Source organism: Castellaniella sp. (genome assembly GCF_036379515.1).
Classification (GTDB): domain Bacteria; phylum Pseudomonadota; class Gammaproteobacteria; order Burkholderiales; family Burkholderiaceae_B; genus Castellaniella.
Genome location: NZ_DASVGN010000005.1, coordinates 1 through 13,672, shown reverse-complemented (window position 1 = coordinate 13,672; position 13,672 = coordinate 1). Strand labels below are relative to the sequence as shown.

The window sequence follows — 13,672 nt, the reverse complement described above, 5'->3', positions numbered from 1 at the left end:
CCGGGCACACAGCAATGCGGGGTTGCGCGACCGTGGGGAAATCGCCGAGGCGGTGTTCGACGTCTTGCGAAACTTGCGTCGTTACCGGCAATTTGCGGAAAGTGGGGTCGGCGCTGCGACGCGCCGCCTGGCGATTTTGGGTCTGGCCTCGGTCTGGCCTCGTGAGACGCTGAGCACAGGGATGGACGAGCAGGAACGCGCGTGGCTGGATCACGTCCTGACCCTTCCAACTGCCGGCCTGCCGCGTGCTGTGCGCTTCAGCATTCCAGACTGGCTGGACGAGCGCCTGAGCGACTTTGATGATCCGGAATCGCTGCTTGCTGCCCTTGGGCAGCAAGCGCCGTTGGACTTGCGGGTCAACCCGCTCAAGATCACGCGTGACGCCTTGCTTGCGGCATGGCAGCAGGGGGTCGAGGGGCGTTGGGATGCCCGTCCTACGCCGTATTCCCCTTGGGGGGTTCGTATTCAAGGCCGCCCACCGGTGAATCGATGGCCCGCGTTCGAGCGGGGCGAGGTCGAGGTTCAAGATGAGGGCAGCCAATTGCTGGCGGCTCTGCTGGCACCCAAGCGTGGCGAGATGGTCATCGATTTCTGCGCGGGCGCAGGTGGGAAGACGCTGCTGCTGGGAGCGCTCATGCGCTCCACGGGACGCCTGTATGCCTTCGATGTATCGGCTGCCAGGCTGGCCCGTGCGAAGCCCCGGTTCGCGCGCAGCGGGCTTTCCAATGTAGTGCCGGTCGTGATTGCTGAGCATCACGATCAACGCGTGTATCGGCTTCGCGGCAAGGCGCATCGCGTGCTGGTAGATGCTCCCTGCAGCGGGCTGGGGACGCTGCGGCGCAATCCGGACCTGAAGTGGCGCCAACACCCCGACTCCCTGGTGCAGTTGTACGCGACACAGGCGGCCATTTTGCGCGAGGCGGCAGCTTGCGTGCGTCCCGGCGGGCGGCTGGTGTACGGGAGCTGCAGCATCTTGCCGGAAGAAAACGAGCGCCAGGTTGAAGGCTTTCTGGCTGAACACCCTGAATTCACGCTGCTGGAAGCAGGACCCGTGCTGGCCGAGCGTGGCATCGAGATTGCGCTGCCAGGGCCGTATCTGCAGTTGCGGCCAGACCGCCATGGCACCGATGGGTTCTTTGCGGCCGTGTTGCAGCGGGCTCCCGCTCAGGAATAACCCGCGAATAGGGACCTCGTAGCTGACGGTGAGCTGTCAGCTACGTTAAACTGAGAGGTGCTTCTTTAGCTGTCTGGGCCAAATCGCAATGACTACCTGGTTTTCGTTTCTCCAAGGGGGACTCCTGCAACTGAGCCCTTGGGCATTGGTCGCGGCTGTGCTGGTGCTCACGCACATCACCATCATCGCGGTCACGCTGTTCCTGCATCGTTCCCAGGCACATCGGGGCCTCGATCTGCACCCGGCGATTGCGCATTTTTTGCGGTTTTGGCTGTGGCTCACCACCGGGATGATCACCAAAGAGTGGGTTGCCATCCACCGCAAGCATCACGCCAAATGCGAACGAGAAGGCGATCCTCATTCGCCGGCCATCTTTGGCCTGTCACAGGTGTTTTTTCAGGGCGCGGAGCTTTATCGCAACGAAGCCAAGAACGCCGACACCTTGAAACGTTACGGTCATGGCACGCCCGACGATTGGATCGAACGCAGGCTTTATTCGCGCCACAATCTGCTGGGCATAGTCTCCATGCTGGTGATCGATCTGGCGCTGTTCGGGGTGCTGGGCCTCACGGTCTGGGCCGTGCAGATGGCCTGGATTCCTTTTTGGGCGGCAGGGGTGGTCAATGGCCTGGGGCATGCCTGGGGCTATCGAAACTTCGCGTGCCCGGACGACAGCACCAACGTGGTGCCTTGGGGGGTGTTGATTGGCGGCGAAGAACTGCACAACAACCATCATGCGTATGGCACCTCGGCCAAATTTTCTTCCAAGTGGTACGAATTCGACCTGGGTTGGATGTATATCCGGCTGCTGCAGGCGCTGGGCCTGGCGACGGTGCGCAAGGTGGCGCCGCGCTTGCGGCTGCAAAGCAGCGGGCCGGTCGCAATTGACTCCCTGGGCCCAGATCAGTTGCAAGGTATCATTGCGCATCGCTACGAAGTGCTGGCACGCTATTCTCACATGGTTCGCGTGGCGGTGACTCAAGAGCTCAAGTCGCTGGCCTTGCCTGGCCGCCCTGGCGATCGCGACTTGCTGCGGCAGTGTCGCAAGTGGCTGTCGCGTGACGATGCCACGCTCGACGCCGATAAGCGTGCTCAGGTTGCGCGCGCACTCACGCTCGTGCCGGCGCTTTCCACGCTGGTGCAGATGCGGCACGATCTGCAAGGTCTCTGGGAATCCTCCAGCGCCAGCAGCGAACAGTTGCTGGCCGATCTGCGGGTCTGGTGCCGGCGCGCTCAGGCAAGCGGCATCGACGGCCTCGAACAGTTTGCGTACCGGTTGCGCCGTTACGCCCTATGATCGATGGTCTGAACGAGCAGCAAAGGGCCGCTGTCACCCTTCCCGCAACACATGCCCTGGTGCTTGCCGGCGCCGGCAGCGGCAAGACGCGAGTGCTCACGACCCGCATGGCCTGGCTCATCCAGACCGGGCAGGTCACCCCATTTGGGTTACTGGCCGTCACGTTTACCAACAAGGCAGCGCGCGAAATGCTTACGCGCCTCTCGGCGCTGCTTCCCATTCGTACTCGTGGCATGTGGGTGGGTACTTTTCACGGCCTGTGCAACCGGCTGTTGCGTGCGCACTTCCGAGAAGCAGCGCTACCTCAGACTTTCCAGATTCTGGATAGTGCCGACCAACTGTCGGCGATCAAACGCCTGCTGAAATCCGTGAGTGCCGATGAAGATCGGTTTCCTCCGCGCGATGTTCAACGCATGATCAATGCAGCAAAAGAGGATGGACTGCGCCCCAAGGACATGGACGTGCGCGATGTGCACGCGCGGCAGTTGGCAGATCTCTATCAGCGGTATCAGGATCAGTGCGAACGCGAAGGGGTCGTGGATTTCGCCGAGCTTCTCTTGCGCGCCTACGAGCTGTTGCAGCGAGAATCCGTCATTCGTGAGCATTATCAGCGGCGTTTCCGGCATATCCTGGTCGATGAATTTCAGGATACCAATGTGCTGCAATATCGTTGGCTGATGCTGCTGGCAGGAAACGAAACGCCTGTGTTTGCGGTGGGCGACGACGACCAGTCCATCTACGCGTTTCGCGGCGCCAATGTCGGGAACATGGCTGACTTCGAACATCGTCATGCGCAAGGTAATGTCATCCGGCTGGAGCAGAACTATCGTTCATACGGACACATTCTGGATGCGGCCAATGCGCTGATTGCGCACAATGCGAATCGCCTGGGCAAGAATCTCTGGACCGATGCGGGCGAGGGCGAGCCTCTTCGGGTGGTCGAACAGGCCTCCGATCTGCTTGAAGCGCAGTGGCTGGTCGACGAGATTCGCGCGTTGTTGCGCGATGGGCGCGCGGCCCACGAGATTGCCGTGCTCTACCGCAGTAACGCGCAATCTCGGCCCATCGAGCATGCGCTGTTTTCTGCGCAAGTGCCTTATCGAGTCTATGGGGGCCAGCGGTTTTTCGAGCGCCAGGAAATCAAGCATGTACTGGCGTATCTGCGATTGGTCGACAACCCACACGATGACACGTCCTGGATGCGGGTGGTGAATTTTCCCACTCGAGGAATAGGGGCGCGGACCTTGGAACAGCTGGCCGACGCAGCGGCGCAGTATGGCGTCAGTCTCGCCCAGGCGGTGCCCTACATGTCGGGCAAAGGTGGGACGAGTCTGGCTCGATTTTCACAGCTCATTCAGGGGTTGGCACACGATGCGCAGAGCCTTGATTTGCCGGAGCTGATTGGTCAGGTCGTGCATGTCAGTGGGCTCGAGGCACATTACCGGGCCGAACGCGAGGGCCAGGAGCGACTTGAAAACCTCCAGGAGCTGGTCAATGCGGCAACTGCCTTCGTGTCTGAAGAAGGCTACGCAGGATTGGTGGCCGGACGCATTCCCGAAGGGCTGGCTGCGGCTGCGGCTACAGACGCAGCCGATCCGCAAGCCGAACCCCCCGAGGTCATGTCGCCACTAGGTGCGTTCTTGAGCCACGCGTCGCTCGAAGCCGGTGACAACCAGGCGCAGGCGGGCCAAGATGCAGTTCAGCTCATGACGGTGCATGCCGCCAAGGGCCTGGAATTCGACGTGGTCTTCATTACCGGTCTGGAAGAGGGGCTATTTCCCCATGAAAACAGCTTGCTGGACGCCGGGGGGCTCGAAGAAGAACGCCGTCTCATGTATGTCGCGATGACGCGGGCTCGCGAGCGTCTTACGCTCACGCTCGCGCAAAGCCGTATGCTCCATGGGCAGACGCGTTATCCGATGCGTTCACGCTTTCTGGATGAAATTCCTGAAGAACATCTGAAGTGGCTCACGCCGCGCCAACGCGTGCAATCGACCCAGTCGGCCCAGCCGGCGTGGCGAGACGCGTTCGGACGGCCCCACGCCGAACAAGGGGGGAGCGCGTTTGTTCCGCGCGCGGCGCGGACGCAAACTGCCGGCATCACCGTAGGTGGGCAGTGCTTTCGAATCGGAGGCAACGTTCGCCATGGTCGTTTCGGCGAAGGAACCGTCGTTTATCTGAGTGGCAACGGCGACGATGCCCAGGCTCGTATCGAGTTTCGTGACGTGGGCACCAAGACCCTGGCGCTTGGCGTTGCCAAGCTCGAGGTCCTGGATTAGCCGCGTGTCCTGAAGGCTCGTTTGCGGCCAAGGCCTGGTCAGTGGCGGGCGGACGAGCGCCCACGCGCCCAGTGACGGTGCAAACGCTGGGCCCCCGTGTCGAGCAAGAAGCCCAGCGCGCCAATCAGGACGATCACGGCCATGAGTTCCGAATAGGCCATGCGGTCGCGTGTGTCGAGGATGAAATAGCCAAGCCCGGAGCTGACACCCAGCATTTCGCAGGGAACCAGGATGATCCAGACGATCCCGATGGCGAGCCTCAACCCTGTCAGGATGTGGCCCAGGGAGCCTGGAATCACGATTTTCCAGAGGATTTCACGCCGTGTGGCGCTTAGGCTGCGCGCGAGCATGAGCCAGCGGCGGTCCAGTTGCCGCACGCCGGCACTGGTGTTCAAAATGATGGGCCAGACAGCCGCGAAGCTGAGCAGGAAATAGATGGGAGCGTCGCCAATGCCAAACAGCATGACGGCCACGGGCATCCAGGAAAGCGGCGAGATCATGCGCAGGAATTGAAACGCGCCACTGGTGGCCGATTCGAGTCGTGACGATGCGCCAATGGCCAGTCCGATAGGCACTCCGAAGACCAGCGCCCAAAACAGGCCCACTGCAACTCGCCTCAAGCTGACGAGCGTGTGCATGGTGAGTTGATTTTCTGCCAGCAGCCGCACGAGGTCGGGGAGGGCTTGCGCGGGGGCGAACATTTTGGCCATAGGCACGTTCTGCTCCAGCAGGGCGATGCCACCTTCCCAGAGCAGTAAAAGTGCCAGTAGCCCCCCCAAACTGAGCACAGGCCGCCCAGTCGCCAGTTCGCGAAAGCGCCGTAGCGCTTTTGTGCGCGCTTGCACATTCGATCCACGCAGCGGAATCGGCGCGGGCAATGAGGCGTCTGAGATCAAGGGGCTGTTCATCAACTCACCTCGAAGGTCTCTGTTCGCGTATAAGCATTGGCACCAAAGGTCTTCAGTCCACCCTGGGCCTCGATCGCACGGCGTACATATCGGTCGTCGACCAGCTCGCGGGCCGCACGGGCGGGGTCCAGGGTCTTCAGGAAGTCATTTTGTCCCAACACGTACGTGGTTTTGAGCAACTCCACCAGCTTCTCGGTGTAACTGGGGTACGGATAGGGCTGGAAGTCGATGCGTTGTTCGTGCCAGTCTTTGTGGATGATCGCGCCGGTGCGTTCGTATTCTGCATCGCGTTGTGCCGAGGGGATCAACACGCGAGCCAAGGTGGAACGGTTGTGGGGCGTGTAGGCGGCAGGGTTGTCGCGTGCGAGGATATTGACCGTTTCTTCTCGGTGCCCGCGCACCCAGCCCTGGGCCTGCACGATCGCGTTCACGACTTTTTGTGACCAGTCAGGACGCTTTTGCAGGTCCTGCTCATGCATGGTGACCACGCAGCAAGCGTGGTTGCGCCAGACGTCACCCGTGAAACGCCAGACCTTGCCAACGCCCAGCTCTTCAGCCTTGGCGTTGAATGGTTCTGCCACGATGTAGCCTGAGATCTGCTTGCTTCCCAAGGCGGGCAGCATGTCGCCCGGCGACATGACGACGAGCTTGACCTGTTGTTTGGTCGGAGTCCCTTCACTGATGAATTCCAGCCCGGATTCGCGCAATAGGGCTTGCAGCACAATGTTGTGCACCGAATACCAGAACGGGATGGCCACCGTGGTGCCCCCGAGATCGGCTACGTTCTTGAGATCGGGCTGGACGGTCAGGCATGAGCCTTCCGTGTGATTCCAGGCCACGACCTTGGCGGATGAGTGGCTGCCGAAGCGTGACCAGACCGTCATGGGCATGAGCAAATGCACCACGTTGACCTGCCCGGCGAGAAACGCCTCCACGATTTGGGACCAACTGCGGAAGCGCCTGGGCTTTTCCACTTGCAGGCCTTGCTGGGTAAACAGACCATTGTGGTGGGCCACCAGCAAAGGAGTCGCGTCGGTGATGGGCAGGTAACCGATGCGTACAGGGGCTTCGGGCTCGGCAGCGCGCGCTGTGCGCCCCGCTTCAAGGAAGGGCAAAGCACCCGCAGCGGTAAATAGCGCAGAAAGCTTCAGAAATTCGCGGCGGCGAGCGAATGTGCTGTCTTGAGGAGTGCAGCAAAGGTCTGGAAATCGGTGTGTCATGATGGAAGTCTTGGGGGGCGCGAAGCCCTGAGGGCCTGAAGGATCTGAATCCGCAGAGCGGCCAGATGGGGGTCGGTTTCATCGCGAGGATGCGCACGGTCGGGCTGCCACTGTCCGATCAGGTGGCCAGGCTGGCCTCCGATCAGCAGGATGCGGTCTGCGAGCAGCAGTGCCTCGTCGATGTCATGGGTGACCAGAATTGCGGCCGTGTGATGGCGTGTGGCGATTTGCAGCAGCAAGGTCTGCATCTCGCTGCGCGTGACTTCGTCCAGCGCGCTGAAGGGCTCATCGAGCAACAGAATCTCGGGGTTCCGGGCCAGGGTACGCGCCAGTGACGTGCGTTGGGCCATGCCACCCGACAACTCGTCAGGGTAGCGCTCTCGGGCTGCAGACAGGCCGACCTCGGCGATGGCCTGTTGGACACGAAGGTCGCGCTCGGCTGCGTCCAGATGCGGCTGGTTGCGAAAATCCAGTCCGAATCTCACGTTTTCTTCCAGTGTGAGCCAAGGCAAAAGGCAGGGGTCCTGAAAGACGAAACCCAGTGCCGGATCAGGCCCTGCCAACACACGGCCATGCACGCAAACGTGCCCTGCCTGGGCCGTCTGCAAGCCGCAGAGTGCTCGCAGCAGTGATGACTTTCCCACGCCGCTGGGGCCCAGCAGCGCAATGATTTCGCCCGCGTGCAACTCGAGGGAGAATTCGCTCAAAACAGTGTGATGCTGCGATTGTCCGGTCTGCGCATAGCCCAGCGAGAGGCTTTCGGCACTCAGGACAGCCTGGGCCGGGTCTTCCGAGGGCTCATTACGGAACGCGAGGGCAGCAGTCATGGCTCAGGCAGCCACCTGGGTGAGATCCGAACCTGTGTGCTCGCTGGCGTGTCGGGCATCTCGCGAAGCGCTGCTGCCGCCGTGTTCCAGCCGATCGATCTCCTTGCGCAAGTGCTTGAGGGCAGGTGTCACAATGGCGACGAAAAGCGCCTCGCGCAGCCTTCGCTGCGTGGGGCTGCTAAGCAGATAGCCTGCAGCGCCTGCGTGCAGTGCGGCGGACTGGGCTGCGTGCAGGCAGAGTTCCGATGCCTGTGCACGAGCCCGTAAGAGGTCCAATGGGAGTGCATCGTGTCCAGCCTGGGCCAGCCGAACGATCTCTGTCCGCAGGCCGTCCAGGTCTCGTTGCAGGGTGTCAGCCTGATCATCCAGATATTGGTTGACGTGAGCCAGGCGTTGATTGCTGGCCTGAATGGCCGCGATACTGGCTTGAACCAGGCCGATTCCCATGCCTGCCTGGGTGAGCAGAAACCCAGGTTTGATGTGTCCCAAGTAGGCGTCGAAGGATGCGGGATCAGCGAGCACGTCCTCTGGAGGCACATAGGCGTTCTTCAGTCGGACATTGAAGGTGCCTGTGCCCTCCATGCCCGAGAAGGCCGGACAGGCGCGTAGCGTCAGGGCTGTGGACTCGGGGGGCACAGCGAACATGATGTAACCGCCCTCGTCGAGCTCGGCCGCCACGATCAATAAGTGACCGGCCCCCAGGTTCGACACCCATGGGAGGGCGCCATTCACCCGGTATCCCTCACGGTCCTTGTGCGCTCGCAGGTTGATGCGCTCGATGCCCGCCAGATGCTTGACGGCGTTGGACATTCCCGTCCCGGCGAGTTGGGTGCCTTTCGCGACAGCACGCAGGTAGCGCTCACGCGCCGCCGTGTTGGCCGTGTGGTGCAGGTACCAGGCACAGATGGCTTGGCACCAAACCAGAAAGGCTGTTGAGCCACAGACGCGTGCGATTTGTGCGATCAATTCCGTTTGTCCGGCCTGGTCCAGGCCCATCCCGCCTTCGGTGACGGGCAGCCCGACAGAGAAGCCCCCCAGTCGGCCCAGTTCCTGCAAGAAATCAGCCGGATATCGCCCGTGGTCGATAGCCTCTGTCTGGGGCTCCAACGACGTGCGGATCAGGGTCGCCACGTCCTGTTGAAATTGGCTGGGAAGGGTACTGCTGCTCATGGCGGCCTCTCGTCTCAGGCCGCGTAGGCAGCAAGACTCTGGTTCGCGTACGGCTGCAGTTCTGGATTGATGGGGGTTTGAGCCAGGTTGTTCGTGTAGTTGCACAAAGAGGCCAGGCTTACGCCCAGTACGACCTCCAGCACTTGTCCGTCGGTGTATCCGGCAGCGCGAAAATCTGCGAGTGCTGCGTCGGCCACCTGGCCCTTGTGCTCAATGACTTGTAGCGTGAACTGTGCAAGCGCCTTGAGCTTGGGGTCTGAGAGTGCTCGGGTGCCACGCAGCCCGTCGATCACTTCTTGAGGCAGCTGCAGTTTTTTTGCAGCAAGCTTGGTGTGGCCGGCGACGCAAAAGCCGCAACCGTTGTAGGTGGCGGCCGTGATCTGGATTACTTCACGCTCGGTGGGTGTGAGGGAATTCCGTGCGTTGATGGCGCTGACGGTCTGGTAGGTTTCGAGCGCAGTGGGTGCGTTGGCTAGAACGCCCAGCAGATTGGGCAGGAAGCCACTTGCTTGAGCGGCAGCGCGCAGGCGTTCTTGCGAGGCGGAGGGGGCGGATTCGATGGACTGAATGGGAAGACGGCTCATGGTTTAGATCTTTCGTGAAATAACTAAGACCTGTTCATTCTAAGGAGCCGTTACTCCTTCCCAAACGAATATGAGTTCATTTGGTTATGCGTTATCGTCCTGATGTCTTCCGCTTATTAGAAAATAATGAATTTTCCTTATGACTGTCGTGTATGAGGCGACTGGAAGGCCTGGTTCAGGCGCTTCCCAGCGCCTCGATTTCACTCTGGATTTCCAGCCAGTCGTCTTCGTGCGTTTGCAGGGCTTTGGTGAGCTCGCCGTGTTCGGTGAGTAGGCCAGGACGCTTGTCCTTCCACGCGTCGGCGTAAAAGTCTGCTTGGGCCATCAAGGCGTTGATTTCCGCCAGCCGAAGCTGTGTCTTTGTCATGGAGTCTTCCACCTTCTTCAGCCGCGTCTCCAGCGGTTTGCGCAGTGTGGCGAGAGCCTGACGCGCCTGCGCCTGTTCGCGCCGCTGCGTCTTGCGGTCCTTGTCTGGTGTGGTGGCAGTACGGCTGGCCTGGGCAGCTCGGCTGCCGCGCTGTTGCAGCCATTCGCGGTAGTCTTCCAGGTCGCCGTCGAAGGCTTCGACTTTGCCGTCCGCCACGATCCAGAAATCATCCACCGTCGTGCGCAACAGGTGGCGGTCGTGCGAGACCAGCAGCACACTGCCGGAGAATTCGGCCAAGGCGCGAGCCAGCGCCTCACGGGTATCCACGTCCAGGTGGTTGCTGGGCTCGTCCAGCAAGAGCAGATTGGGCTTGCGCCAGACGATGAGCGCAAGCGCCAGACGCGCTTTCTCGCCACCCGAGAACGGAGCCACGACCTGATTCACCATGTCGCCCCCGAAACCAAAGCTGCCCAGCATGTTGCGCAGCTCCTGTTCGCGCGTGTCGGGTGCAATACGCGTGAAATGCTGCAGTGGACTGAGGGCTTCGTCCAAGGAATCCAGCTGCTGCTGCGCAAAGTAGCCGACTTCCAGACCTCGCGCGGGCTGGTAGCTGCCCGCCAGCGGTTTGAGCTCCTGAGCCAGCGTCTTGACCAAAGTGCTTTTGCCCGCTCCGTTCACACCGAGAATGCCGATGCGGCTGCCACCGCGTACCATGAGGCTCACGTCCTGCAGCACGATTCGTTGCGGCGCGTCCTCGCCGGGCGGATAGCCGAGTGATGCTTCGTCCAGTTTGAGCAGAATGTCCGGTGTGTGGTCGGGTTCGGGAAGCCTGATGGCGACGCCGGATTCAACAGCCAAGGGTGTGAGCACCTGCATGCGCGCGAGCGCTTTGACCCGGCTTTGTGCCTGTTTGGCCTTGGAGGCCTTGGCCTTGAAGCGGTCGATGAAGGACTGCAGGTGGGCGGCTTCACGGGTCTGGCGCTGTTGCGTCAGGCTGTTTTGTCGCAGTCGTTCTGCACGTTGCTCAATGAATGCCTGGTAGCCACCTTTGTAGCGCACGAGCTTGTTGTGCTCAAAGTGCAAAATGACGCGGGCGACAGAGTCCAGGAATTCCGTATCGTGGGAAATGAGCAAAATGGTGCCATCGTAGCCGGACAACCAACGCTCCAGCCACAGCATGGCATCCAGATCCAGGTGGTTGGTGGGTTCGTCGAGCAGCAGCAGGTCGGAAGGCGCCATGAGAGCCCGCGCCAGCGCGATTCGCATTTGCCAGCCCCCTGAAAAACTGGCCACTGGGCGCGTCCATTCGTCGGGTGCAAATCCCAGCCCCGCCAGCAATTGTTCGGCCCGAGATGGCGCGCTCCAGGCCTCGGCCTCCACCAGTGCCGACTCGGCCTCGGCGATGGCTTGCCCCTGGGCCGCGGTCAAAGTCGCACGGTGTGCCTGCAACCCGCGGAGGTGTCGATCACCATCGATCACGAACTCTCGAGCTGGCCTGTTCGTGTCGTGCAGAATCTGCTCCACGCTGGCAAGCCGCCAGGAGGCGGGCCGATCCAGGGAGCCCGAGTCCTGGTCGATGTCGCCCTTGAGCAGCGCGAAGAGCGAGGATTTTCCCGCGCCGTTGCGACCTACGATACCGACGCGTTCGCCCGCGTGGATGGTGAACTCTGCCTCGTCGAGCAGGACTTTGACCCCGCGCCTGAGCGTCAGGCCTGACGCACGGATCATTCTGAAAGCTGCGCGCGGCGCAGCAGGACGATCTGGTCGGATGCTGTGTCTGTACTCAGCCAGATCGGTTCCAGTTCAGGAAAGGCCTGCTCAAAGTGCTCTTGCTCGTGGCCGACTTCCAGAACCAGCAATCCCTTGGCTGCCATGAAGCGGGGTGCCTGCGCAAGGATCTTGCGCACCAGATCCATGCCGTCCACCCCACCGGCCAGCGCGAGGCTGGGTTCGTGGCGATATTCGGCGGGCAACTCTGCCATCGAATGCGTATTGACGTAAGGTGGATTGCAGACGATCAGATCGTAGCGGCGATCCTCTGGTAAGCGCGAGAACAGATCGCTGCGCAGGGCTGTCACGCGGCCTTGCAGGGCATGCAACTCGATATTGGACTGGGCTACTGCCAATGCGTCGGCAGACACGTCGGTGGCGTCCACCTGCGCTTCACCAAAGGCCTTGGCAGCCAGGATCGCCAGGCAGCCTGAGCCGGTGCAAAGGTCCAGAACCTCGTGGACTGCCTGCGGATCTGGAAGCCACGGAGCGAGGTTTTCTGAAAGCAGTTCGGCGATGGGCGAGCGCGGCACGATGACACGCTCGTCGACCAGGAAGCGCACGCCCTGCAGCCACGCTTCGCCCGTCAGATAGGCAGCGGGTTTGCGGCTGTTGACGCGCTCGTGGATGAGATCCACGCAGCGTTGGCGCTCACGCTCCAGCAGCCGGGCGTCCAGAAAGGGGTCCAGCGTATCCAGTGGCAGGTGCAGACTGTGCAGCAGCAAGTAGGCCGCTTCGTCCCAGGCATTGTCACTGCCGTGGCCAAAGACCAGGCCGGCTGCCTGAAAACGGGAAATCGCCCAGCGCAGCAGGTCGCGCAAAGTGAGAAGTTCGGTATGAGGAGATGCCATGGCCTTACGGGCCCCCGCGATGCCTCGTCTTGGGGCGCAATGTTCTTTTGGCGCGTATTGTAGCTTGATGCCGCACCCGCGTCGCGACTTGATTGTATTGGCTTCATACAGGGCAGGGCTGCAGTTTCCAACGCAGTACTATGCGTTTCGCCTGAGTGGTTTCTTTGGATGGGGGAGTTCTGCCATGCGTCACGGAATCTGGGTCGCATCGGCCTGCATCTGGCTGGCCGGGTGCAGTGCGCCAGCGGGAATCGCCACGCCAACACAGCCTGTGCAGACGCGACCCGTGCAACCGCTGATTGTGCTGGACCCGGGGCACAACCCCTCGGACGGCGGAGCGACCAGTGTTCTGGGTACGCGTGAAGTCGGCTACAACGACCGGTTCGTGGCAGAGCTCGCGCCTGCGCTGCAGCAGGCTGGATGGCAGGTAAAGATCACGCGCCAGCCTGAGGAATCCATGAGTCTGATCGGTCGGGCACAAGTTGCCAACGAACTCCGGGCCACCGTATTTTTATCCGTTCACCATGACTCGGTGCAACTGCGCTGCCTGCGGCAGGTGCAGCAAAATGGGCGCGTGGCTTTTCAGACCTTGAAACCCACGAGCGGTTATTCGCTGTACGTCTCCAAAGAGAACGGGAACTTTGCCCGTTCTCTTCAACTGGCGACGGATCTGGGTGAACAACTGCGAGCCTTGGGTCGTGCGCCCATGTTGGAACATGCCGGCAAGACGTGCGGAGAAGGGCGGCCCCTCCTGAACCCCGGTTTGGGCATCTACCGCTATGACCACCTCGCCGTGTTACGACACAATCAGGTGCCTGCCGTTTTGCTGGAGGTAGGCGTGATCACGGACGTGCAGGACGAAGCCTATGTCGATGTGGCGGCCAATCGCAAGAAGATGATTGCGGCGATTGTGCGTGCAATGGGTGAGTTTTTACATTCTTAGGCATTTTTACCCGTCGGGATCATGCGCCATTTGCGTGCTGCATTCACCTGGAGTGGTTACAAGGGTGGCACGAGCGCCACATGCAGCAGATTCGTACTTCCACTGCGCCCGAAGGGTAGTCCGGCGATGACAATCAGCGTGTCGCCAGGCTTGGCCACCCCGGCGTCGCAGGCACTGCGGGTGGCGCAGGCGATCATCTCGCTGGATTCGTGCAGTTGCTTGGGGAAGTGCACGGGGCGCACGCCCCAGACCAGGGCCAGGCGGCGGGCGGTGGCAAGCTCT

The 13,672-nt window shown here is 61.4% G+C and carries 12 protein-coding genes; 4 read left to right on the top strand and 8 right to left on the bottom strand.

Annotation, left to right across the window (positions count from 1 at the left end; translation table 11 throughout):
• The 3 genes from VF285_RS01445 to VF285_RS01435 all read left to right on the top strand — a co-directional run.
• Nucleotides 1–1,174 (top strand): RsmB/NOP family class I SAM-dependent RNA methyltransferase (locus tag VF285_RS01445; RefSeq protein ID WP_346950833.1); only part of this gene is annotated, 1,174 nt, incomplete at its 5' end.
• 88 nt (nucleotides 1,175–1,262) lie between these two features.
• Entirely contained in the window at nucleotides 1,263–2,471 is a 1,209-nt protein-coding gene (locus VF285_RS01440; RefSeq protein ID WP_346950832.1) for a DesA family fatty acid desaturase, read from the top strand.
• On the top strand, nucleotides 2,468–4,750 hold the full coding sequence (locus tag VF285_RS01435) for a UvrD-helicase domain-containing protein (protein WP_346950831.1): 2,283 nt from the start codon (nucleotides 2,468–2,470) through the stop codon (nucleotides 4,748–4,750). The genes VF285_RS01440 and VF285_RS01435 overlap by 4 nt, the downstream gene beginning before the upstream one ends.
• Before the next feature lie 38 nt (nucleotides 4,751–4,788).
• Here VF285_RS01435 and VF285_RS01430 read toward each other — a convergent pair whose 3' ends face one another.
• The 7 genes from VF285_RS01430 to prmB form a co-directional block, all read right to left on the bottom strand.
• Nucleotides 4,789–5,658 (bottom strand): ABC transporter permease, encoded by an 870-nt coding sequence (locus tag VF285_RS01430; protein ID WP_346950830.1) that lies wholly within the window; start codon nucleotides 5,656–5,658, stop codon nucleotides 4,789–4,791.
• Entirely contained in the window at nucleotides 5,658–6,878 is a 1,221-nt protein-coding gene (locus tag VF285_RS01425) for an ABC transporter substrate-binding protein (protein ID WP_346950829.1), read from the bottom strand. Before VF285_RS01425 ends, VF285_RS01430 begins: the two co-directional genes overlap by 1 nt.
• A complete protein-coding gene (locus VF285_RS01420) occupies nucleotides 6,875–7,705 on the bottom strand; it encodes an ABC transporter ATP-binding protein (protein WP_346950828.1) in 831 nt (276 codons plus the stop codon). Before VF285_RS01420 ends, VF285_RS01425 begins: the two co-directional genes overlap by 4 nt.
• A 3-nt stretch (nucleotides 7,706–7,708) precedes the next feature.
• Complete coding sequence (locus VF285_RS01415) at nucleotides 7,709–8,875, bottom strand: acyl-CoA dehydrogenase family protein (protein ID WP_346950827.1); 1,167 nt, start codon at nucleotides 8,873–8,875, stop codon at nucleotides 7,709–7,711.
• A 14-nt stretch (nucleotides 8,876–8,889) separates the two neighbouring features.
• Nucleotides 8,890–9,459 (bottom strand): carboxymuconolactone decarboxylase family protein, encoded by a 570-nt coding sequence (locus VF285_RS01410; protein WP_346950826.1) that lies wholly within the window; start codon nucleotides 9,457–9,459, stop codon nucleotides 8,890–8,892.
• A gap of 175 nt (nucleotides 9,460–9,634) precedes the next feature.
• Nucleotides 9,635–11,554 carry an ABC-F family ATP-binding cassette domain-containing protein gene (locus VF285_RS01405; protein ID WP_346950825.1) on the bottom strand — a complete coding sequence of 640 codons (1,920 nt, stop codon included), beginning with the start codon at nucleotides 11,552–11,554 and terminating at the stop codon, nucleotides 9,635–9,637.
• Nucleotides 11,551–12,447 (bottom strand): 50S ribosomal protein L3 N(5)-glutamine methyltransferase, encoded by an 897-nt coding sequence (gene prmB / locus VF285_RS01400; protein WP_346950824.1) that lies wholly within the window; start codon nucleotides 12,445–12,447, stop codon nucleotides 11,551–11,553. Before prmB ends, VF285_RS01405 begins: the two co-directional genes overlap by 4 nt.
• A 184-nt stretch (nucleotides 12,448–12,631) precedes the next feature.
• On the opposite strand from prmB, the gene VF285_RS01395 reads away from it, so the two are divergent.
• Nucleotides 12,632–13,390 (top strand): N-acetylmuramoyl-L-alanine amidase, encoded by a 759-nt coding sequence (locus VF285_RS01395; RefSeq protein ID WP_346950823.1) that lies wholly within the window; start codon nucleotides 12,632–12,634, stop codon nucleotides 13,388–13,390.
• A 56-nt stretch (nucleotides 13,391–13,446) separates the two neighbouring features.
• Here the strand turns inward: VF285_RS01395 and VF285_RS01390 are convergent.
• The coding region (locus VF285_RS01390) for a pyruvate kinase alpha/beta domain-containing protein (RefSeq protein WP_346950822.1) at nucleotides 13,447–13,672 on the bottom strand (226 nt) is incomplete at its 5' end.